Source organism: Acidobacteriota bacterium (assembly GCA_009861545.1).
Classification (GTDB): domain Bacteria; phylum Acidobacteriota; class Vicinamibacteria; order Vicinamibacterales; family UBA8438; genus WTFV01.
Genome location: VXME01000105.1, coordinates 36,864 through 59,375, shown reverse-complemented (window position 1 = coordinate 59,375; position 22,512 = coordinate 36,864). Strand labels below are relative to the sequence as shown.

The following is a 22,512-nucleotide window of genomic DNA, read 5'->3' as shown; positions in this document are numbered from 1 at the left end:
GTGCCGGGCGGCGCCGCGGCCAGATACAGGGCGCCCACGGTGGAGAGCGCCGAGAAAACGACGAGCCCGCCGCCCACGGTGATCGACCCGCCAGGTGGACGTTTCGACGGCGCCAATCTGCTGCGCGAGGTCCGGCACCATGGGCAGGAATACCGGCATCACCGTGCCGGACGTGCTGCTGTAGACCGATACCAGGCCCGTCCCGAACGCCATCATCGGTAGGATCGTCTCCGAGGTAGGAATGCCGGCCAGCCGCGACAAACGCCTTGAGAAACGCCGTCCCGGACGCATGCTGCCGTTCGCCGATGGCCAGGGCCGCGACCAGCGGCGGCACGATCGGGTGCGTCAGCAACCCGAAGATGTGATCCGCGCTGCTCACCGCCGAGGCCGGCAGAGCACGAGCGGCCGAACGCGCTCGGCCACCCGACCGAATTCCTACCCGCACGCCGGAGCGGGTCCCTGGGAGAGGAACGCGGATCACCTCTGGTCGCTCACGATCCCGGTCGCGTTCACGGCCCCCGAAGGGCGGCCCGGGCGCGCAAACCGGCTATCATTGATCCGATATGGACACTGCGCAGTCGGTGCAGAACGTCAGCATCGTCGTCGGGATCGCAGGCGGCCTGGTCGGGATCGCAGGCTTCATGCTGGTGTCCTTCTGGCGCGGCGCGGCGCTTGTCCAGACGATCACGAAAGCGATCACCGATTCCGAGGAACGGCTCCGCAACGAGAATAGGCAACTCGGCGACAAGATCGAAAAGCTGAAGGTTGAAGTTGCTGTCCTGAGCACCAAGCTGGAAGAACGCACCACCCAGCCGACACAGATCCCACAGCCGCTCGCAATCGACCCGGAGCAATTCACTGCCAGACTGTTCCGCCCAACAGGCGAGGGTAGCTGATGAAGATCGCGGTCGAACAGGATGCCCTCGTAAACACCATGGCGGCCGTTGCAAGGTTGTACGTAGACCCGTACAGAGAATTTGTGACGCAACTGGCAATGGACGGACGCGTGCAGCCAGAGGAAGTGGACCAGCTCAATACTCGGATCCGGAGACAGACAGATAAGGTTCAAGAGCTTGTAGCGAAGGGCCTCAAGGGCGACTCGGACCATTCCGCAAACTCGTGAACAACGAGAACCGAAACCGAGAGAACCGTGTCCACCCGGCCCCGAAGCTGGCGGAGCACCGGCTATCGCGCGCCGTTCGCACGGCCGATCCGGAACGGCACCACGGCGCCGCGGGCGCGCTCGGGGCCTCGCGCCCCGGCCGCGTCGACCTCGAACGGCCGCCCGATGCGGTTGCCGGCGACATCCTCGAGGGTTGCCGCCGCGACGAGTTCGTACGCGCCCGGCCGCCACGGCGCGTGCGGCGCGAAGGCCCAGCGCGTCTCGCCCTGGTCCACCCGGATCTCCCCGGCCAGGGGTCGGCCCTCGCCGGTCCTCACCCGGAGTGCGCTCTGCAGCAGGCCGTAGTCGAGCGGCACCGGAAAGCGCACCGCAAGCGAATCCCGCGTGCCGCCGGCCGGGAGATCGAGCCGCCAGGCGGCGGGATCGAGGGCGCGCTCCCGGGGTGGACCCACCCGGAACTCCCGGCGGAACGGCGCGACGAGCGGTTGCCCGGCGGCGTCGCGCCAGGCCGCATCTATCGCCAGCGTGTACCTGCGGTCCGCCGACAGCGGGCGGCCCAGCTCGGCGTTCGGACGGATGCCGCGCTTGACCCGCCCCGGGTCGTAGAAAATCGTGTAGCGCGTGCGATCCGCGTTCCACAGGTCGACGTCCAGCGGCAGAAATGCGTCGGCAACCGGCTCGCCGCGCTCGTCGAGCAGCCGGACGTGCGGGTTGCCGCTTCCGAGCCCCATCGGGGCGGAGAAGACGATGTACAGCCGGAGGTGGTTCTCCGGCACCTCGGGGCCCGTCGGATAGACGGCCGCCACGCGCGTCGACGGCTCGCGGTCGAGAGCCGGCACCTCGACCATCGCGCGGACGGGAGGCGGGGGGATGGGCGCGGAAGGGCCGCGTGCGGACGGCAGGGACGACGGATCGAACACCACCTCGTAGCGCTGACCCGCATCGAACGGAAACCGCGGGGTGAAGCGCAACGCGCCGTCGTGCACGGCGTAGTCCCCCAGCACCGGCGGCAACGCCGCGGCGCCCGGATCCGCCTGCGCGACGTGGACGCGCAGGATCGCCTGCCACGCGTCACGCGACGGCGCCGCGCGTTCCAATTGCTCCAGGTCCGCGGCCGGCAGCCCAGCAACGTCGACGGCCCGCTGGCCGGAGGGCGAGGTGGCCAATCGGATGCGCGGCCCGCCCGGAACGGATTCCGGCGCCGGGCCGCCCGTTTGCAGGCACCCCGGCGCGAGCGCGAGGGCCCCCGCCACCAGGGCGGCGGCCCTCGCCGCATGTCTCATCGGATGCAGGCGCCCTACGGCAGCGCGGCCGCTTCGAGGTTCAGACCGCCTCCCGCGGCGTCGACGAGCAGCATCGCCCGCGAGGCGTCCAGCCGATCGAGCTGCTGCACGCCCTGCAGCGACGCGATGGTCTCGAACGGCACGCCGGCCGTATCCGGAATCAGCTCCGTGATGGCGTCCGCGGCGCCGAACGGCGCCGTCGGCACCTTCATCACGCCGCGCTGGTTGTTCGACAGCAGGATGTAGTCCTGCCCGTCCTTCTCGTAGACGATCATGTCGATCGGCCGGTTGCGGTTCCCGAACTCGGCGATCGTCGTCCCCTGGATCTTGCTGCCCGGCTCGAGCGCCGCGATCGGGAACTTGACGAGGGGCGTGCACAGGTAGCTGGCGACGATCGACGGCTCGCCGTCGATCTCGTACGGGACGAACGTGAACACGGGCGAGAACGTCTCGAGCTGCCCGTGGGACCCGTGGTAGACCTCCACGCTCGTCCCCGCGTCCGCCACCCGGAACGGGTACGGGATGACGCGCATCTTGGACGCGAACTCCTCGTTCGACAGGCCCGAGACGAACAGGTTGCCGTCGATGTAGGCCATGTGGGTGATGGTCTGCACGCCGATCAGCCCGGCGGGATCGACCTGGTCCGGGTAGTTCGCGATCGGGATCGACCGCCCGTCCACGAGCACCAGCGGCGTCTCGGCCGGCGGCGGATTGGGCACCCCGATCCGCGTGTAGCCCACCTCGTCGAACGAAATGACCTCGATCTCGCCCGCGCCATCCACGCGCAGGAGAACCGGCACGGCGTCGGCGCCGAGCCCGCGCATCACCGAGAGCCAGGTATTGCGCGTCCGCGGATCGACCACCATGTCGGTGATCAGCAGGTTGCCGGCGTCAATGCCGAGCAGCCCGGCGACCTTGCGATCGATCGCGGGCACGTCCTGCGTCCCGGGCGCCCCGCCGGCCATCTGCTCGCCAAGCTGCAGGGCCGTGATGGACACCTCCTGGGCGTCGGCCGCGAAGATCACGCCCTCGGGCCCGAACGCCAGCTTGTTGATGTGCCGGAACTCGGGCGTGACGCCGGTCGTTGCCTCGGAGTTGGCCGCCGACCGAACGCCGGCGGCCGCCAGACTCAAGCCGACGACGAGCAGCAGGCCGTAACGGAATGCAGACATGCCGTGGTCTCCTTTCAGCGCATCATGCCGGTTGTTGCCCAGTCCCGGGCACGGCCGGTGAACTGTGCGTACTGCGTCCTCTTCACGGTGCAGCGACGGCCGCCCTCCACGCCGCGGCGGCAGACGCCTTGAGCGTCTCGGCGTCGGCGGCCAGCAGGTACCCCTCGGCGACCAGCGCGTCGGCCGCCTCGCCGTAGCGCTTCACGTACTCCGCCTCGCCGCCGGGATAGCGCTCCTCCAGGGAGAGGCGCGAATCGACCGACCGCGTTCGCTCATCCCGCGTCCGGGGGAATGGAATCGTGGAGCCGTTCACGCCGCACAGGTCGCCCTCGGCGAAGCCCGCGGCGCGAACCGCCTTGCCCATCGTGGAGAGCGGGGCCGCGACCTCCGGCACGATGACCCCCGCCACGACGTTACCGTCGGCGTCGAGGCTCGGCACGAACAGCGGGTACCGCTCGACGCTCTCCTTCGGCGGCCAGACCGAGAAGTCGCGCACGCCGAGCGTGCTGATCGCGTCGTTGTAGGGACGGTCCGGGATGGTCGGATACTGCCCGCCCTGCCGTTCGACCGTCACCGCGGTGCCGTCGGCCACCGAGGGCGCGCGCGTCGCCGGCGGCTCGACGCCGTCCCGCACCCACCGCACCGTCGCGTCGAACGCGGCCCGGTAGTACGGCCACGGCAGCACCGGGTTGGCGGGGTCGCGGCACCCGGCGTCGCCCTGCAGGTGCGCGGTCCCGAGCATCCAGTAGCGCACGTTCGGCGGCAGCTCCAGTGCTCGGCCTCTCGTGTCGGTGACGATGAGCGAGGCATGGGCGCCGTAGTACTCGGAGTCGGCGTCCACCTGGATGATGCGGGGGCAGGTGCCCGAGGCGGTGCAGGCGGCCAGCAGCCCGTCGGTCCGGCCCGTCAGCGGATCGGTCGTCGTCGCGAAGGTGAACGGGAACTCGTCCATCGGGTAGTTGTGGTCTTCGTGCTGGCGCGTGTAGCGGCCCGTCTGCGCGAAACGGGCGTTGACCCACGTGAGGCGGGCGCCCGCCACGTACGGCGTCATGCCGTCGAAGACACGCCGCCCCGCCGGGTCCTCGTTGAAGCCCTGGTAGAGGAAGTCCCTGATCATCCGGCCGCTCTGCGAGGAGCCGACGGCCACCGCGTGGTCGAGCACCGGCATGCCGTCCACGAAGAGCGGGTTGGGCGTGCCCCGATCGTCGGCGGGACGGTGGCGCGCGAACGACACGAGATCGCGCATGGCGCTGAAGCCCAGGCCGTGGACGATCGGATCCCGGGCCTCGTACACGAACTCGTAGATGGTTCCCGCGTCGGTGCCCGCGGGCGGCGTGACCGCGACCGTCGTGTCGTCGACGTAGCGCCACGCGTCGGCGGGAACCGACTGGCGCGGATCGTCCTGGAGCTGGCGGTGCGTGAGGGTCGCGGCGCTCTCGTCGAGCGTCGCCGCTGGGTAGGTCAGCCGCCCGAACGCGGCGCTGTCCGGGTCCTGCCACTCTTCCATCGAGACACCGGTAATCGTCCGGCCGTCGTCGGTGGCGAGCGGGAAGGTCGCCAGCACCGGACGCGGGTCGCCGCCGCCGGGCGCGCCGTGCAGCCAGCCGCTCGAGACGTACGTGTAGCCCTGGTTCATGAGGAACGCGCTGCCGGCGTTCCCGGCCGCGTAGCCCCGCCCCGCCTCGTGGAAGTAGCCGAAGACGATGTTGCGGCCGCGGTTGTTCACCTCGTACACGAGGACGCCGTTGCCCCGGGTGATGTCGACCGGCTTGAGGATGTCGACCTCGAAGGTGTACTCGACCAGCCCCTCCGCGTTGCGCGGGGCGTTCTCGAGATCCACGATCCCGGGCTCGCCGGGGGCGCCCGGGTTGGCGACGGCGGTGGCCGTGCCGAGCAGAATCTCGTACTGGCCGACGGCGCCGAACGACCGGCCGCCGAAGGCCGGCTCGCGGCTCGTGATGTCGAGCCGGGTGACGCGCGAATGCGCGAACTGGGGCGACGCGGATTCCTGCGCCTCGCCGACGCCCTGAAACCCGCTCAGCCCGATCCCGAGTACGACCGTCAACAAATGGTGTGGGAACCGCATCGTTCACCTCCAGCCGCAATGCCGTTCGTGCCCTGCGTTCATCGAACATCCGGTCGATGCGCCCGGAGGAAGGACCGTATCTGGCGCACCGCCAGCGGAATCCGTTCCACGGGCTGTTTCCACGGGAACATGCTCACCTCGGACTGCGGCGCGAGCATCGCGGCCTCGATGGCGACATCGTACGGATGCGCCGGGATGTCGTCCGGCAGGATCAGAATCGGCGTCTGCAGCTCGCGCACGAAGTCTCGCGTCACGGTGAAGACGAAGTCCGCATTGTCGAGGTACATCGTGGTCAGGAACCGGTCGACCATGTCCATCGTGATCTCGGGCCGGCGCTCGACCAGATCCGGGCCCCAACTCCCCATGTTGTTGTCGTAGAACAGCGTGGGGTGCTCCGCGCTCCACGCGCTCGGCTGCGTCAGCACGGCGGCGACGACGCGATCCGGAGCCCGCCGCAGCAGGTTCCAGATGAAGGGGCCGCCGATGCAGAAGCCGAGCACCATGAACTTGTCGATGCCCAGGTGATCCATCACGCCGAGGTGGTCGTCGGTATGCGAATCCCAGGGCCTGTCGATCTCCAGCGGACCGGAAGACCGGCCGCGATTGCTGTTGCGCAGGTCCGCCGCGATGACGCGGTTCTCGGCCCCGAACTCCTCCAGCGGGTTGAAGGGATGCGTGGCCAGACCGGCAATCGACGAGTTGAGTCCCCCGCCGGCGATGACCAGCAGCGGGAAGCCGGAGCCGGCCTCCTCGTAACGAATGCGCACGGGACCGTTCTCGTAGAACGACATGGCCGCTCCGTCCTGGGCGCTCTGCCCGGCGAACGCCCGCGTGGCGGCCAGGACCGTCGCCGCCGCGCCCGTCTTGAGTATCGTGCGTCTGGTCGAATCCACCATTGGTGTCCCCCTCGCAGCCATCCCTCCCTCGTTCACGATGCGGCGGGCCGCCTCGTCGGCCCTGCAGCGACCCAAGCCTATCACCGCACGGGGCATGGCACCATCGCCCGGCTCCGGGTCTTGTTTCATGCAGCGATCCGGCAGGCCTGGATCGGCGACAGCCGGCCCGTCTTCGGCGAGAAGCAGCCGGCATTGGCGTATACTGCCGGCTGCGGCACCCGATGCACGGAGAACCTCAGGCTGCGAAGGAGAGACCCATGGCTGCGAAACGACCTGATCGACGGGAATTCCTGCGAGGCGGCGCCGCGTTGGCGGGTGGCCTGACCGTGGGCGCGGTGAAGCCGGCCTTTGGCCAGGCGCCGGAGCCGGAAAGGTACATCCGGGGCGACGCGGACATGAACATGGTCGCCTATGGCGAGCGCTCCCGCTTCGAGACCTCGGTTCGCATACCGCACCCGCCGGGCGGCAGGCACTCGCCCGATGCGTTCGGGCTCGTGTTCCACGTGGCGGCACCGCTCCAGGATTCGGTGGGCGTGATCACGCCGTCCTCGCTCCACTTCGTGGGGACCACCCGCGGCTCCCTCATGCCCGAGATCGATCCCAAAGAGCATCGCCTGATGATCCACGGCATGGTGGAGCGTCCGCTGATCTTCACCATGGACGACCTGAGGCGCCTCCCGTCGGTGACCCGCCTGCACTTCGTCGAGTGCGCCGGGAACCGGGCGAGAAACACGCACAAGACCGTGCAGGAATCGCACGGGATGACCAGTTGCGCCGAGTGGACCGGCGTGCTCCTGTCCACGCTGCTCAAGGAAGCCGGCGTGAAGGACGGGGCCTCCTGGGTCGTCGCGGAAGGAACGGAGAACGTGAAGGGCGCGTCGAGCTTCCCGCTGGCCAAGGCCATGGACGACTGCATCGTCGCCTACGGCATGAACGGCGAGGCGGTGCGTCCGCAGAACGGATACCCGTTGCGTCTGCTGATCCCCGGCTTCGAGGGCATCTTCAACACGAAGTACCTCCGGCGCATCAAGGTGGTCGACCGCTACTACATGAACTACAACGATTACGGGCACCTGCGCCGCGATTCCGTGCGGGCGGCGCTGGGCTACCAGATCGGACCCAAGTCGGTCATCACGCGTCCTTCCGGGGGACAGCAGCTCGCCGGCCCCGGATTCTACGAAGTCTCCGGCCTGGCCTGGTCCGGCGGGGGCGCCATCAGCCGCGTTGAGGTGTCCACCGACGCCGGCCGGAGCTGGAACGAGGCCGAGATTCAGGGAACGGCGCACCGCATGGCCCACACCCGGTTCCGCCTCAACTGGAACTGGGACGGACAGGAGACCGCGATCATGTCGCGCTGCACGGACGAGGTGGGCCAGATGCAGCCGTCGCCGTCCCAGGTCGCCGAGCACTTCGAAGGGGCCCCGGACCCGACCTACAGCGTGCCGGGCCTCGACAACACGATCCAGCCGTGGCGGGTCGCCGCCGACGGGAGCGTGCACAATGGGCGCGCTTAGCCGGCTCCTGCCATTGGCGATGGTGATGCTCCTGGGCGGCTCCGCGCTGGCGCAGGGACCCACCTACGGCCTGGGACGGACCCCCGCCCCGGAAGAGCTCCGTGCCTGGGACATCTCCGTCGGCCCCACGGGGGATGAGCTCCCGCCGGGCAGCGGCACCGCCGCGGAAGGGGCCCGCATCTATCGGATCCGGTGCGCGGGATGCCACGGCAGGAATCTGGAAGGCGGCCGGGAGCCCCGGCGCGCTCCCCGGCTGGTGAAGACCGAGCCGGGTCGGGACGTCGACCCCTGGGACGCGGGGCGCATACTGCCCTACCGCTCGCCGTACGCGACGACGGTATGGGACTACATCAATCGCGGCATGCCGCTCTACCAGGAGGGGTCGCTGACCGCCGACCAGGTCTACGCGCTGACGGCGTTCCTGCTGTACCGGAACGACGTCATCGAGGAGGACCTGGTCATCGACGCCGAGAGTCTGCCGCAGGTCGAGATGCCGAATCGCGACGGATGGGCGCCGCTGCCGGAGTGGAAGCCCCTGTCGCCGAGGCTGCCGGGTTACCCGTTTTAGCCGGCGGCATGGACTGCCAGCCAAGGAGTGCACGATGAGTCTGTCTACCAACCGGCGCGGCCGGATGCCCATTCGGTTCCTGTCGCTGCTGTGCGTTCTCGCCGTACCCGCGGCTGCGGTGGCCCAGGACGGCTCGGCGGGCGACGGGTCGCAATGGGTCATGCCGAACGCCAACTACGCGGGCTGGAACTACAGCCCGCTGGATCAGATCAACGTCGACAACGTCGAGCAGCTCACCATGGCGTGGACGATGCAGCTCGGCGTCCATGATTCGTACGAAGCCTCGCCGCTCGTCATCGGCGACACGATGTACATCGTCACGCCGGAGCCGAACTACGTCTACGCGCTCGACCTCGCCCGGGACGGCTTCATCAAGTGGGAGTTCCGGCCCGAGATCGACGATCCGGAGCTGACACGGAGAAGCGCCTGCTGCGGCGCGCAGACCCGCGGCCTGGGCTATGCCGACGGCCGGATCTACTTCGTCACCCTCGACGGACAGGTGCACGCGCTCGACGCGGAGACCGGAGAGCAGATCTGGCAGGCCGAGAACGCGAACATCGGGATCGGGGAAACGGTCCCCGGCATGCCGCTGGTGGTCGGCGACAAGGTCATCGTCGGCGTGGCCGGCGGCGAGCGCGGCGTCCGCGGCCACGTCACCGCCTACAACGTCGACGACGGCCGGTTCCGGTGGCGGTACTACAGCATGGGTCCGAACAACGAAGTGGGCATCGGGTCGCGCTTCGCCCCCTTCTATCCGGACGACCGGGTCCCCAACCCGGCGCTCGACACCTGGTCCGGCGACTCGTGGCGGCGCGGCGGCGGCGCCGTCTGGGGCTGGTTCACGTACGACGCGGAGTTGAATCTCTTCTACTACGGCACGAGCAACTGCGGCCCGTGGAATCCGGACTACCGCCGGGAGTGGGGCGTGGTCGAGCTGGACGAGGACGGGGGCCTGACCGGCTACCGGAACAACTACTGCGCGTCGATCCTGGCCCGCGACGTCGACAGCGGAGAGCTCGTCTGGGCCTACAACATGACCCCGCAGGATCAGTGGGACCTGGACGAGCCCAACGTGAACCTGCTCATCGACCTCGAGATCAACGGCGAGACGCGCAAGGCGCTGGTCCGCCCGGCGCGCAACGGCTACTTCTACGTGTTCGATCGCGCGACGGGACAGATGCTGCTCGAGCCCTGGATGTTCGTCTACAACGACATCTTCGACGGCATCAACATGGAGACCGGCCGCCCGCGCTACGACATGACGAAGATGATGTTCACCGACCTCGATGATCGACAGCGGTACGTGCCGGACGCCGAGAACGTCGCCATCGGCTGGTGTCCCGGCATCGCCGCCCGGAACTGGCAGAACGACGCGTACTCCCCGCGCACCGGACTCGTGTACACCCCGACCTCGAACTCCTGCGATCAACTGAGGATGGTCGAAGGCGAGTACGTGCCCGGGAACGACTACACGCTCCGTGAACGCGGCGGCCGCGCCCCGGACCCGCCCAATGCGGAGGTCGTCAACGAGCTGCAGGCCAACGATCCGGTGGCGGGCGAAACCGTCTGGCGGATCCAGTTCACGACCGCCAACAACGCGCCGGTCATGGCCACCGGCGGGGACCTGCTCTTCCAGGGCGGCCCGAACGAAGGCGTGGTGCGCGCGATCGATGCCCGGTCCGGCGACATCGTCTGGTCGTTCCAGACCGGCACCGGCTTCCGGAACTCGCCGATCACCTACCTCGGGCCGGACGGCCGGCAGTACGTCGCCATCATCGGCAGCCAGCGCGCGGGGAGCGTGCAGGTCACCGGCGATACGGAGCCGGATGCGCCCGACCGCTTCCGGCGGGCCGGCAGCGCGCTCTACGTGTTCGCGCTCCCGCCGGCGCGCGACTGAGGCCAGGAGCCCGTGGCGAACGCCGCTCGAATGCAGCGGGGTTCTTGCCACGGGCTTCCATTTCACTGGCGTATCCTCACGGGAGGCGCCTCGCGGGGAGGGCACCTCCCGGGGAGGCGCGGGAGATGCCCACATGCTAGGTCGCCGTCGATTCAACACGCTGCTGGCGGGGACGGCCGGGTGGGTCGTCGCGGGCCCGCTCGGCACGGCCGCCGCGCAGTCGCAACCGCGCGGGGCCGTCTACGCCAGCCTGGGCGCCCGGCTCTACCGGATTCGCCGCGACGGCGATTCCCTGGTCCGGGATCCGCGCCCGCTGGTCCTTCCCGCGCAGGTGCAGGAGGGGTGGCAGCATCCGTCGGGCCGATATTTCTACATCGCCAGCAGCGACCAGCGCACGTCGACCGCCCGGGTGCGGCATCACTACCTGAATGCCTTCCGGGTGGATTCGTCGGGCGATCTCCAACCGTTCGGCGGGTCCGTGGAACTGCCGCACCGGCCCATCTTCATCACCGTCGACCAGCGCGGCGAGTACGTGCTGTCGGCATACAGCTTCCCGAGCTCCCTTTCGGTGCACCGGCTGAACGCCGACGGGTCGATCGGCGACATGGTCGAGCAGCAGGCGAGCCTGGACGCGGGCTTCTACGCGCACGCCGTGTACGTCATGCCCTCGAACCGCGCGGTCCTGCTGCCGGTGCGCGGCAACGAACCAGAGCCCGGCATCCACACCGAGGATCCGGGCGGCCTCTTCCTGTACGGCTTCGACAAGGGCCAGTTGACGAACAAGCAGACGGTGGCGCCCAACGGCGGACTGGCGTACCGCGCGCGGCACGCCGACTTCCATCCGTCGGGCCGCTGGGTATACGTCGATCTGGAGACCCAGAACCTGCTGCACACCTACGCCATCCGCGCGGACGACACGCTGTCGGACGAGCCCCTGTTCGTCAGCACGACGCTGGCCGCGCCGGAGGCGTACCGCGGCGGGCAGACCACGTCGTCCATCCGCATGCATCCGACCAACGGCCGCACGCTGTACGTGGCGAACCGGGGCCGCGGAACGGAGACCTTCCGGGGCGAGGTGGTGGCGAACGGCACGGAGAACACGATTTCGGTGTTCGATGTCGATGCCGATACCGGCGAGCCCGCCCTGGTGCAGACCATCGACACGCACAGCATCGCCGTCAGGACGATGGCGTTTCAGCCGGACGGCCGGTCGATGGTCGCCGCGAGCCCGGAGCCGGGACAGGTCCGCGCCGAGGGACGCCTGGAGACCGTGCCGGCCATGCTGACGCTGTACGACATCGACGCCGACGGCCGGCTGGCGTTCCGGTCCATCCTGCCGGTCGACACGCGGGGCGAGTCGATGTTCTGGTCCGGAATCGTCCGCTATTGAGCTCAGAAGCGGAACGTGTACTGGAGCTTCGTGGCCAGCCGCGAGTCCTGTCTCCTGAACCGTCTCCTGAAGTCGTAGCCTCGCTCGAGGTCCTGCACCCAGCCCTGACCGAATACGAAGAAGACTTCGTTGCCCGGCTCTATGGTCCAGTGCACGCGGCTCTGAAGGCCGAGATTCCCGGATCGGTTGTCGAACTGGATCAGGTTGGAGAACGAGAGAAAGGGCGAGACCGCGTAGTTCACCTGCGAGCTGTAGATGCGGGCGACGAAGTCGCCTTCCGGCAGGCTGGCGAACGTCTGGTTGGTATTGAAGCTGATCAGGAAGTTGGGAGGAAGCTTGTAGCTGAGGCCCGTCTGAACCTCCTGCGCGCTACCCGACCAGTAGCTGCCGAACCGCAGGCCGATGCTGCCCTGCACCCGCCGCTTCTGCGCCGAGGTGAAGAAGATCCGCATGGGCATGAAGCGGTACTCGCCCACCGGAAGCACGACGCCCGGGGAAATCTCGAACGGCTCGAACAGGCGCTCGTAGGTCGGATTCAGGTCGAACAGGCTGTGCAGGGAGTCGCCCGAGTTGAAATGCCAGTCGACCAGGGTGGCGTAGATGTCCCAGCTCTCGACCAGTCCGGTGTCGAGCCGGGTGAAGCGCGTGTAGAAGACGTCGTGGAACATCTGCTGGATGCCGGTCGCCGGGCTCGGGCGCGGGTTGAAGCTGCCGGCGGCCCGCAGCATCCGCACGTTGCTGCGCTGCACGAAGCCGATCGCCGGATCGAAGTTCTCCTGGATCTCCCGCCAGAGAATCTGGGCCTCGAATCGGTCGTTGGGATAGTGCGCCCCGAAGCCGTAGGACGCGTTGTCGTCGGTGACGCCCTCGTTGTTGCTCGCGAGGCCGTAGGCGTTGAACAGCATGTTCTGGCTTCTGCCCAGGAAATCGGAAGTGGCCAGGCGCATGTCCACTCCCACGGTGCTGCTCGAGAGCGCGGAGGCGGGATTGCCGCTCGTGAGAATGGCGCCCACGTACGACTGCTCCAAGAAGTTCTGCTTGACGCGCCCGACCGACAAGTTGTTGGCGTTCACGTTTGGCACGCCGCGGGTGCGCACGTCGAGCATGCCGATCTCGGTGCGGCCGACTCTGCCGGTCAACTTGGCGCCGTAGTCGATCGGCACCTCCCGGCCGCCGAGCAGGCCGATCTTGCGGCTGAAGAACGGGAACACCTCGGCCCCGGTGCCGGGAATGCCGCCCGGCGGATCGATGCCGGTCGTGGCGAAGTTGAAGACGCCGGCGTCCTGGAGGAAGAACGTCCGTTTCTCGGGAAAAAAGATGGAGAAACGCGTGAGATTGATCTGCCGCGCATCCACTTCCGTCTCACCGAAGTCGGTGTTCGCGGTGACGGACAGCTTGAGACTCGGCGTGATGTTGTAGAAAACGTCCAGCCCCGGCTTGCCGGCGACCGTGTCGCCGCCGGTGCCCGGACGCGGCCAGAGCCGCGCGATGAAGGGACGGACGTCGAGGCCGACACCCTGGGCCAGGCCTTCGAGATTCGTGATCTCGCCCGCTTCGGAGATCTGGAAGAACTCCGTCTGAAAGCGCGCCCCCGTCCAGCGGTTTTCCTCGAGCTTGCGTTGAATGGTGCGGCTGATGTTGAAGCCCCAGACCGTCTCGCCCGACGGGAAGCTCAGCGTCTTGAACGGGATGGCGAATTCCGCGCTCCACCCTGCGTCCGTGCGCGCGGTGCGGACGATCCAGATGCCGTTCCAGTCGTTGTTGGTCTCACCGTTCGCAAACACCAGGCCGTCGACCATGGCGCCGGCCGGATTGGTCTCGAAGTGGAAGGCGTTGCTCTGATCGCGGAACGTGTCGAGGACGATGCCCAGCCGGTCGTCGGCATTCAGGCGCGCGTCCCGCGCCATCTGCGACGCGAGCACCTGGCCGGGCTCCGAGTCGTGGCACATGACGCCGATGTAGAGGTTGTCCTCGTCGTAGAGCAGCGTGACCTCGGTCCGCTCCGTGGGCGCCGCGCCCGCCACCGGGATTCTCTGGACCAGATCGCCGATCTTCGGCGCCTGCCGCCACGGCGCCTCGTCGAGCGACCCGTCGATGACGATCTCCGAGGTGACGCGCGTCACGACGGCCGATCTGACCGCGTTCGTCAAGCCTGCCTGTCGGGAAGCGGCGAGGCCCGGAGCCGGCTCGACGACGCAATGCCAGGCGCAGATCAACGCCAGGGAACCGAGCCGGAGCACGGGCAAACGGGGCATCTCGGGCATCGGCGCATTGTAGTAGGGGTATCCGCCGGACGGGACGAGCCGACCCGCGGAGCGAAGCGCGCCGAGACGCCGCCCCCTTCGCCGTGTTACGGAGATTTAACGCCGCCCGTACACCAGCGAAACCGAAGCGAGCCTATATTTGATGCGACAGGAATGCCGGCTCCCATGCCGGCAGCCGCCACCCTGGCGGCTCGCTATCACCCGCCCGACGACGCTGGCGTCGGGCCTGCCTGAACCCGCCCCGTGGAGCCGCGGCGTCGCTGCGGAAACCGGGCGCGGGGGCCGGAGATGGAACCAGATGAAGCCATTCGTCGTGAACTCGCACCACCGCCTCGTCTTCCCATCCAACTTCTTTCCCGAGCCGGACTTCTCGTCCATCGACACCGTCGATGACCTCGCCGCCATCGTGCGGCGCGACTTCGAGGCCAAGGCGCCGACCGGTTCGGAGATCGCCGCGCGGGCGGAATCGGGCGGCTACGCCAATCGCTACGAGCTGCTGCGCGACCTGGGACTGCATCTGTTCTGGATGAACCGGTACGTGATCACGATGTACGAGAAGCGGCCGACCCGCTGGCGGGACGTGCCCCGGCGGCGCGACGACATCTTCATTCCGGCGCTGACCCCGTGGGAGGACGGCGAACGCAAGGTGGCGGCCGTCGAGTCGTGCTACCGGCAACTTCCCGCGGCGTGGTCGGCCGAGGTCGAGGACGACCTGTACCGCATGCTCTTCGACGTCTTTCGCCACAAGCGGCACCATGCGACCGATCTGCCGGCGATCAAGCCGACGGTCGCCGAGGCGGGCGCCACCGGCTCGCAGCTCGTGTACCGTGTCGGATCGTACGAGCCGGACCATCCCCGCTTCAGCCTGGAGGACATCCTCGACTGCCACGAGAGCGTGCCCGAGCTCGAGGCCCTCCGCCGCTGGGCGATGACGCTGCACAACCAGTATCCGTGGGACCGCTCGGACACCGGACTGGTCCCGATCGGCGCCCTGCAGGACGATGACGTCGTGGTCGTCTACCACCCCCGCACCCCGGACGTGATGGACTTCATCCGACGCGTGAAGAACGGCGCGCCGCGCCGTCCCTGCATCCCCCCGGCCCGGCCGCCGCGGCAGCCGACCGCACCGTTGGCGCCGGTACGGGTACGGTCCCAGTTCCGCGTGCAGCCGCACATCGAGGCCCTCGCGGTGCGCCGCGGCGAGATTCCGTGCACGAACGACGACATCATCCGCAACTCGGCCTCCAGTTGGTCGCCGATGAGCGCCGCGCAGATCGCCGCCAGGACCGGTATCGAGAGCCGCTGCTATACCGCGGGCGGCCTCGAGAACCTCGCCCTCGACGCGGCGGCGAGCGCGCTGGAGCGGGCCGGACGGACGCCGGAGGAGATGGGGGCGGTCCTCTTCTGCACCTGCACCAACAGCCGGCTCCTGCCCTCGGCGGCCACGTGGCTCTCCGGACAACTCGGCATGTTCCAGACCCACACGTCGGTCGACCTCGTCGCGGCCTGCGCCGGCTTCCCCTACGGTCTGGCGGACGCGGTTCGCATCCTGCAGGAGGTCCGGCGTCCGATCCTGCTCGTCTGCGCCGAGAAGTTCTCCGACAAGGTGGGCAGCGTGCGAACCTCGCGCATGATCTTCGGCGACGGCGCCGCCGCCCTGGTCGTCGCCCCGGTCGCCGCCGGCGCGCCCGGCGACGTGGACGTGCTGCAGACCTACGCGAGCGGCCCCGCGAGCCAGGTGAACTCGATCATCTGGCCCAACGTGGAGTTCGGCTGCGACATCACCGTCTACGGCCCTGAGGTCAAGGCGCTCGTGAAGCGCTACCTGGAGCAGATGATCGGAGAGCTGCAGACCCTGCCCCATCCCGACGGCGGCCCGGGAACCCTCATCGACGCCATCGACCTGATCGTCCCGCACCAGGCGAACAAGCGGATGGTGATCGACCTCGCCGAGCAGGCGGGCATCGGCCGCGACCGGATGTACTTCAACATCGCCCGGGTCGGCAACACGTCGGCCGCGAGCATACCGCTGGCGATCCACGATGCCGTGCGCGACGGCGTGATCTCGACCCCGACCCGCGTGTTCACGCCCGGTTTCGGTGCCGGGGCGGTCGCCGGCTATGCAGTGCTGCGTATCGATCCGGCGGTCGTCGCCCAGGAGCGGGCCACGCCGCTCGCCACGGACGACGGGCTGTCGCCGGCATTTCCCCACGTGGCCGCCGCGACCGACGCAGAGGCGGCCCTGGCGGGCTGACCGGTCGCCGGCCGGCGTCGCATGCCGGTCGTATCGACGTCCCGGGAGTCCATGTGCGGGCTGCCGGAGGCCCGCGGCGACCGTGTTACGCTTTGCTCGGTTCGCGGGGAACCGGTGGCACAGCAGCGGGTGTAGCAAAAGCGGCGTAGAGGAATCAGCATGTTCACAGGAAGGGTCGCCGTCGTCACCGGCGGGTGCCGGGGCATCGGCGCAGCCATCACGAAATCGCTGGCCGAGGCCGGGGCTCACGTCGCGGCCGGCTACAACCGGGGGTCGGAGGCGGCCGAAGCGCTCGCGGCCGGCCTGCGGGCCGAGGGCCGCTCCATCTCGCTGCACCAGGGCAACGTCGCCGAGCCCGAGGCCTGCAGGCGGGTGGTCCGGGAGGTGCTCGACACCCACGGGCGCATCGACTTCCTGGTCAACAACGCAGGCATCAACGTCGACAAGACGGTGCGCAAGATGTCCGTCGACGACTGGCACGCCGTGCTCCGGGTGAACCTCTCCGGCGCGTTCTACATGATCAAGGCGGTCCTCGACCACATGATCGAGCGCCAGAGCGGCCGCATCGTCAACATCAGCTCGGTCATCGGCCAGAGCGGCAACATCGGACAGGCGAACTACGCCGCTTCGAAGTCCGGTCAGTTCGGCTTCACGAAGAGCCTCGCACTCGAGGTGGCCCGCAAGGGGATCACCGTCAACTGCGTCGCCCCCGGATTCATCGAGACCGAGATGGTCGCCTCGGTTCCCAAGCCGGTCCTCGAGACGGTGATCGGCCGCATCCCGGTGGGCCGCCTGGGACAGGCTTCGGAGGTGGCCCGCTGCGTGCGGTTCCTGCTCGAAGACGAGGCGGGGTACATCACCGGCGCCGTCCTGGCCGTCAACGGCGGCCTGGAAATGTGACGGGCGAGAACGGAATGGCTGTCAAGCGGACCGGTCCCGACGCCGGTCTCGGGGAGTTCATCCGGCGCCAGCGCGAGCTGGGACACCTGTCGGTCCGCCAGCTCGCCGACGCATGCGGCATCTCCAACGCCTATCTCAGCCAGATCGAGCGCGGCTTCCGGAACCCCAGCAGCTTCGTCCTCAAGGCGCTCGCCGACGGTCTCGAGCTGTCCGCCGAGACGCTGTACGCCCAGGCCGGCATCCTCGATCCGGCGCAGGGCGAGGCGAACGACGTCGTCGAGGCGGTGCGCCGCGATCCCTACCTGTCGGCCCGCCAGCGCGAGATGCTCGTCGAGATGTACGAGTCGTTCCGCAAGGTGAACGATTCCCACTGATTCCATCGCGCGCGCGGATGCTTGCAAAAGTAAGCACTCTTTGTTACCATCCGTCTCGTTCGATGGAAGGAGACTCGATGATCAACTGGACCAGGCAGACCGACGACATGGTGCAGGCGCTGACGGACACGCAGAAGAGATTCTGGAGCATCTGGACCGAGGCCGCGGAGCAACAGGCGGGCCAGGCGCAGTTGGCCGAAACCTGGCGGAAGGCCGTGGACGCCTGGGAGGCCGCCGTCAACAACAGCCTCGAGACGCAGAAGGCGGTGGCCCGAAGCGTCGGCGACAGCGCATCGGCCGTCCCCGCCATGCCCCAGGACTTGCTGGACTGGGCCGCGCAGACCCAGGCCCTGAGCAGCCGCTGGACCGAGGCCCAGAGCGCGCTGTGGGAAAGCTGGTTCGGCATGGTTCGCAAGGCGGTGCCGGTGAAGATGCTGGGCACGATCGACGACGAGAACCAGAAGCTGTTCGCCGTATGGCAGGAATCGGTGGAGAAGATCGGCGCCGCCCAGTTGGCGTGGGCGCAAAAGTGGACCGAGCGGGCCGGTGCGGCGGCGAAGGGCGCCGGAACCACCGCGAAGGCGAAGCCGGCCGCCAAGGCCGCCGCCTAGACCGTCATGGCGGAGCAGTCCACGCCCGGCGACCGAACCGCCCGGTCGGGCTGGGAGACCGAGATCGAGCGCACCATCCGACGCGTGCGCAACATCGGCGAGCTGGTCGCCGAGTCCAACGAGCCGGTCGTCGCGCAGAGCCCCCGCCAGGAGGTCTACCGCAAGCACAAGGCGCGCCTGTACCGCTACGACGGCCCCGTCCGGTACGGCACCCCGGTTCTGTTCGTGCCCAATCTGGGCATCAGCCGTCCCACCGTCTTCGACCTGCTGCCCCGGGCCAGCTTCATCGAGTACATGGTGGAGCAGGGGTTCCCCTTCTATCTGCTCGACTGGGGCGTCTTCGGTCCCGAGGACGACCATCTGACGTTCGCCGACTGCGCCACGCGCATCCTGCCGCGCATGGGGCGGAAGCTGCTGGCCCACGCGGAGGCCGACTCGTGCTCGGTCGTCGGCTATTGCATGGGCGCACCCCTCGCGGTCAGCTTTCTCGGCACCCATCCGGACTTCCCGGTCAGAAACCTCGTCAACCTGGCCGGCCCCATCGATTTCGCGAACGCCGGCCTGTTCGGCCGCTGGCTCGACGCCCGCTACTTCGACGTCGACAAGCTGGTCGACACCCTCGGACAGATGCCGGCCGAGATGGTGCAGCTCGGCTTCAAGCTGCTCCGCCCCACCATGGACGTGAGCACCGGCCTGAACCTCTGGTGGAATGCCTGGAACGACCGCTATCTGGAGAGCTACAAGGCGCTCCGGAAGTGGAGCTCCGAGTACGTGCCGTTTCCCGGCGAGTTCTTCCGCCAATGGGTCAGGGACTTCTACCAGGAGAATCGTCTGGCGCGGGGCACGCTGCGCCTCAACGGACGGCCCGTCGACCTCAACGGCATCACCTGTCCCCTGCTGGTCGTCGGAGCCCGCGAGGACAACATCGCCCCGCCGGCGGCGGTGCAGGCGCTCGTCGATCTGGTCGGAAGCCGGGACAAGGAGTACAGGGAGCTTCCCGGCGGCCACATCTCCCTCATCGCCGGGCGGAGCGCGTCCCGCGACTGCTGGCCGCACGTGGCGAGCTGGCTCGCGGCGCGATCGCACTAGTCCGCGTCGCACGAAGGCGCGGGACTCCTGGAGGATCGATACAGATGGCAGACCCCACTTCGGCGCCCGACGATCTGTTCGCGATGTGGCGGAAGCAGGTGGAGGCCGGCACCGAGGCATGGATCACGGCGGCCCAGCAGATGGCGAGCCAGGGCCACGTTCCCAACCCGCCGGATCCGACGCAGTTCTGGCGTCAGTTCTCCAACTTCGGCCCGCCGGGCGCGTCCCCGTTCCCCGGGACCGGGCCGATCGATCCCGAGGTGCTCGCCCAGTGGAAGCGGTTCCTGGACGACTGGCTCGCGGCGTGGAGCCGGGCCCTCGAGCAGGTGATGGGCACCGAGGCGTTCGCGGAAGCCCTCGGCAAGACCCTCGACCAGTTCCTGAGCGTCCAGGCCAAGGCCCGGCAGGCGACCGAGCACGCCGCCAAGGCCGGGATCGAGTCGCTCGGACTACCGACCCGCGAGCAGGTGGTCGGCCTCTCGCGGCAGATGATGGATCTGGAAGACCGCATCGAGTCGCTGGCGGACCAGCTCGAGGCCCTCGGAACCCGCCCGGCGGCGGCGACGGCGACCGAGCCGCCCCGGCCACGCCGGCAGACCCGCCGGAAGTCCGCGGCGGGCGCCAAGACGCCGAAGGACCCGAACTAGGAAATTGCCGCCGCGGGAGCTTCGCGCCGGCGAACGCCAACGCGACCGCAGGATCGCGCTCGCCCTGCATGTATAATGCGCGCCGCGTCCTGGCTCCGCGTCGGCGGCCGGCGACGAACGGAGGCGCGGATGCGAGGACGCCCGATACAGGAAATAGCCGTCGGCGATGCCGCGGAGCTGACGCGGGTCGCCACTCCCGGGGACGTGGCCCAGTTCATCGACTCCGTCGGCGACCACAACCCCATCCACCACGACCACGCCTACGCCGCTTCGACCCGGTTCGAGAAACCCATCGTACCCGGCATGTGGACGGCCAGCCTGCTCTCCACCGTGCTCGGCACGCAGCTTCCGGGTCCCGGCTGCGTCTACGTCAGCCTGCAGATCGCATTCACCCGGCCGGTCTACTTCGGCGACCGCATCACCGCGCGGGTGGAGGTGGTCGAGCGGCTGCCGGATCGGAACCGCGTGCGGCTGAAGGCCGTGTGCGCCAACCAGGATCGGCAGCAGGTCCTGATCGGCGAAACCGTACTGTCGCCCTCGAAGAAGCCGGTCGTGTACAACCGGCGGGAGACAGGCTCGGCCCAGGTCGTCCACTGGGCCCTGCAGCCGACCCTGTGGGCGGCACAGGCCACCAGCGCCTGGGCACGGCTGGGCGCCGCCTGGGTGTCGGCATGGCGCCGCGAGCCCAGCCGGGATCGAACCACACGCGCGAACGACCGCCCGACACCCGCGACTGGAGGCAGCTCCCATAGAGGTCTTCGGTGACACGCACGGCCTCAAGGCCGGTCAGACGCGCCAGCTCGAGCGCCTCTTTCGGCGCCGGGTCCCGTCCGATCGGCTGATAACCCAGGAGCTCGCCCGGCACCTGACCGCAATCAGCCACGAGATTCGCCGCCAGGTCGGCGTGCTGCTCGATCGCCGCGGGCTCGTGCAGCACGTGATGGTGGGCGACGCCCACTCGATCGCCCTGCCCGACTGGGGCCGCCTGCGGGCCGGCCGCGGGCGTCTGCGCGGCCTGCGCTGCCTCCACACCCATCTGGGGAACGAGGGGCTCACGCGCGACGACCGGACGGACCTCCTGCTGCTGCGCCTCGACGCGATGGTCACGGTGGGCATGGACGACGACGGCCTGCCCGCGCTTGCCCATATCGCGGCGCTCGCGCCCGCCGGCGACCGTACCCCCGACGACCGCGACGCCGGCATCGAATGCCTCGACCCGCAGCCCCCGGCGCGGATCGCCTTCGACTTTCAGGACTGGATCCGCGAGCGCGAGGCGGTGCTCGCGCGCCGCACCGACACGCAGCGCATCGGCGACCGCGAGCACGCGGTCCTGGTCTCCGTGACCGCCGGCCGCAGCGCGCGGGATCTCGAGGTCCACATCGCCGAGCTGCGCGAGCTGGCCCACTCGGCGGGAGTCGACATCGTCGACGTCGTGACGCAGAACCGACGCCGGGTCGACCCCAAGACCGTGCTCGGCTCCGGCAAGCTGGAGGAGCTGGTCATCCGCGCCTTCCAGAACGACATCGACCTGGTAATCGTCGACCAGGATCTGACGGCGACGCAGGCGCGCAACCTGGGCGAGCGCATGGAGCTGCGGGTGATAGACCGCACGCAGCTCATCCTCGACATCTTCGCGCAGCACGCGACCACGCGCGACGGCAAGCTGCAGGTGGAGCTGGCGCAGCTCAAGTACCTGCTGCCGCGGCTCGCGCAGCGCGCCGAGGTCTCGCTGTCGCGGCTCGCCGGCGGCATCGGCGGACGGGGACCGGGCGAGACGCAGCTCGAGGTCGACCGCCGGCGCACCCGGGATCGGGTCACGCGGCTCGAACGCGAGTTGAAGAAACTGGCCGCGCAACGCGAGAACCGGCGGCAGCGACGGGGGCGCCGGGCGGTGCCGGTGCTGTCCATCGTCGGCTATACGAACGCGGGCAAGAGTACGCTGCTGCGCGCGCTGACGCGCACCGAGGTGCACGTCGCCGACCAGATGTTCGCGACCCTCGACCCCACCTCGCGGCGCCTGCGGTTCCCGCGCGAGCGCGAGGTCATCGTCACCGACACCGTGGGGTTCATCCGCGACCTGCCCGCGGACCTCGTCACCGCCTTTCGCGCCACCCTCGAGGAGCTTGCCGACGCGTCGCTGCTCCTCCACGTGGTCGACGCCGCGACGCCCGACTGCGAGCGCCGCATCGAGGCCGTCCGACGCGTGCTGCACGACATCGGCATCGAGGCGCCGGAGCTCCTGGTCTTCAACCAGATCGACAGAATGGCGGACGGCGAGGGCGACGCGACGGCGCGCCGGCACGGCGGCGTCGCGGTGTCCGCGCTCCGCCGCACCGGCCTGCGCGAGCTGCTGGCGCGGGCCGAAGGGATGCTCTGGACAGACGGCGAGGGCGTTCCGAATCACTGGCGCTGAGGCTCGCGGGCTCGTCCGGGCGCCCGCGCCG

19 protein-coding genes are annotated in these 22,512 nt (G+C 69.1%); 14 read left to right on the top strand and 5 right to left on the bottom strand.

Annotated elements, in window-relative coordinates; translation table 11 throughout:
• Positions 1 to 563: 563 nt before the first annotated feature.
• A complete protein-coding gene (locus tag F4X11_17365) occupies positions 564 to 896 on the top strand; it encodes a hypothetical protein (protein ID MYN66773.1) in 333 nt (110 codons plus the stop codon).
• Positions 896 to 1,123, top strand: a complete 228-nt coding sequence (locus tag F4X11_17360; protein ID MYN66772.1) for a hypothetical protein — start codon at positions 896 to 898, stop codon at positions 1,121 to 1,123. Before F4X11_17365 ends, F4X11_17360 begins: the two co-directional genes overlap by 1 nt.
• Before the next feature lie 62 nt (positions 1,124 to 1,185).
• Here F4X11_17360 and F4X11_17355 read toward each other — a convergent pair whose 3' ends face one another.
• The 4 genes from F4X11_17355 to F4X11_17340 form a co-directional block, all read right to left on the bottom strand.
• Positions 1,186 to 2,406 carry a hypothetical protein gene (locus tag F4X11_17355; GenBank protein ID MYN66771.1) on the bottom strand — a complete coding sequence of 407 codons (1,221 nt, stop codon included), beginning with the start codon at positions 2,404 to 2,406 and terminating at the stop codon, positions 1,186 to 1,188.
• A gap of 14 nt (positions 2,407 to 2,420) precedes the next feature.
• Positions 2,421 to 3,578 (bottom strand): hypothetical protein, encoded by a 1,158-nt coding sequence (locus F4X11_17350; GenBank protein ID MYN66770.1) that lies wholly within the window; start codon positions 3,576 to 3,578, stop codon positions 2,421 to 2,423.
• Positions 3,579 to 3,660: 82 nt separating this feature from the next.
• Positions 3,661 to 5,664: a hypothetical protein gene (locus tag F4X11_17345; GenBank protein ID MYN66769.1), complete on the bottom strand. Its 2,004-nt coding sequence runs from the start codon at positions 5,662 to 5,664 to the stop codon at positions 3,661 to 3,663.
• Between the two features lie 38 nt (positions 5,665 to 5,702).
• Entirely contained in the window at positions 5,703 to 6,689 is a 987-nt protein-coding gene (locus tag F4X11_17340) for an alpha/beta hydrolase (GenBank protein MYN66768.1), read from the bottom strand.
• 92 nt (positions 6,690 to 6,781) lie between these two features.
• Here F4X11_17340 and F4X11_17335 point away from each other — a divergent pair, with 92 nt between their 5' ends.
• From F4X11_17335 to F4X11_17320, 4 genes are read left to right on the top strand one after another with little or no spacing between them, the layout of a single operon-like run.
• Positions 6,782 to 8,074, top strand: coding sequence for a molybdopterin-dependent oxidoreductase (locus tag F4X11_17335; GenBank protein MYN66767.1), 1,293 nt, complete (start codon positions 6,782 to 6,784; stop codon positions 8,072 to 8,074).
• A complete protein-coding gene (locus F4X11_17330; GenBank protein ID MYN66766.1) occupies positions 8,061 to 8,642 on the top strand; it encodes a cytochrome c in 582 nt (193 codons plus the stop codon). The genes F4X11_17335 and F4X11_17330 overlap by 14 nt, the downstream gene beginning before the upstream one ends.
• A 34-nt stretch (positions 8,643 to 8,676) precedes the next feature.
• Positions 8,677 to 10,539: a PQQ-dependent dehydrogenase, methanol/ethanol family gene (locus F4X11_17325; GenBank protein ID MYN66765.1), complete on the top strand. Its 1,863-nt coding sequence runs from the start codon at positions 8,677 to 8,679 to the stop codon at positions 10,537 to 10,539.
• On the top strand, positions 10,469 to 11,929 hold the full coding sequence (locus F4X11_17320; GenBank protein MYN66764.1) for a lactonase family protein: 1,461 nt from the start codon (positions 10,469 to 10,471) through the stop codon (positions 11,927 to 11,929). The genes F4X11_17325 and F4X11_17320 overlap by 71 nt, the downstream gene beginning before the upstream one ends.
• Positions 11,930 to 11,931: 2 nt before the next feature.
• On the opposite strand, the gene F4X11_17315 is transcribed toward F4X11_17320, so the two are convergent.
• Complete coding sequence (locus F4X11_17315; protein ID MYN66763.1) at positions 11,932 to 14,193, bottom strand: carbohydrate binding family 9 domain-containing protein; 2,262 nt, start codon at positions 14,191 to 14,193, stop codon at positions 11,932 to 11,934.
• A gap of 298 nt (positions 14,194 to 14,491) precedes the next feature.
• On the opposite strand from F4X11_17315, the gene F4X11_17310 reads away from it, so the two are divergent.
• From F4X11_17310 to hflX, 8 genes are all read left to right on the top strand, one after another.
• Positions 14,492 to 16,447, top strand: a complete 1,956-nt coding sequence (locus F4X11_17310) for a ketoacyl-ACP synthase III (protein MYN66762.1) — start codon at positions 14,492 to 14,494, stop codon at positions 16,445 to 16,447.
• Positions 16,448 to 16,606: 159 nt separating this feature from the next.
• Complete coding sequence (locus F4X11_17305; protein ID MYN66761.1) at positions 16,607 to 17,347, top strand: beta-ketoacyl-ACP reductase; 741 nt, start codon at positions 16,607 to 16,609, stop codon at positions 17,345 to 17,347.
• Positions 17,348 to 17,361: 14 nt separating this feature from the next.
• Positions 17,362 to 17,721: a helix-turn-helix transcriptional regulator gene (locus tag F4X11_17300; GenBank protein ID MYN66760.1), complete on the top strand. Its 360-nt coding sequence runs from the start codon at positions 17,362 to 17,364 to the stop codon at positions 17,719 to 17,721.
• A gap of 77 nt (positions 17,722 to 17,798) precedes the next feature.
• Complete coding sequence (locus F4X11_17295; GenBank protein ID MYN66759.1) at positions 17,799 to 18,332, top strand: hypothetical protein; 534 nt, start codon at positions 17,799 to 17,801, stop codon at positions 18,330 to 18,332.
• A gap of 6 nt (positions 18,333 to 18,338) precedes the next feature.
• Positions 18,339 to 19,421 carry an alpha/beta fold hydrolase gene (locus F4X11_17290; protein MYN66758.1) on the top strand — a complete coding sequence of 361 codons (1,083 nt, stop codon included), beginning with the start codon at positions 18,339 to 18,341 and terminating at the stop codon, positions 19,419 to 19,421.
• 44 nt (positions 19,422 to 19,465) lie between these two features.
• Entirely contained in the window at positions 19,466 to 20,068 is a 603-nt protein-coding gene (locus tag F4X11_17285; GenBank protein MYN66757.1) for a hypothetical protein, read from the top strand.
• 75 nt (positions 20,069 to 20,143) lie between these two features.
• The gene (locus F4X11_17280) at positions 20,144 to 20,833 is read left to right on the top strand and encodes a MaoC family dehydratase (protein MYN66756.1); all 690 of its coding nucleotides are present in this window, start codon (positions 20,144 to 20,146) and stop codon (positions 20,831 to 20,833) included.
• Positions 20,763 to 22,481, top strand: coding sequence for a GTPase HflX (gene hflX / locus F4X11_17275; GenBank protein MYN66755.1), 1,719 nt, complete (start codon positions 20,763 to 20,765; stop codon positions 22,479 to 22,481). Before F4X11_17280 ends, hflX begins: the two co-directional genes overlap by 71 nt.
• Positions 22,482 to 22,512 lie beyond the last annotated feature (31 nt).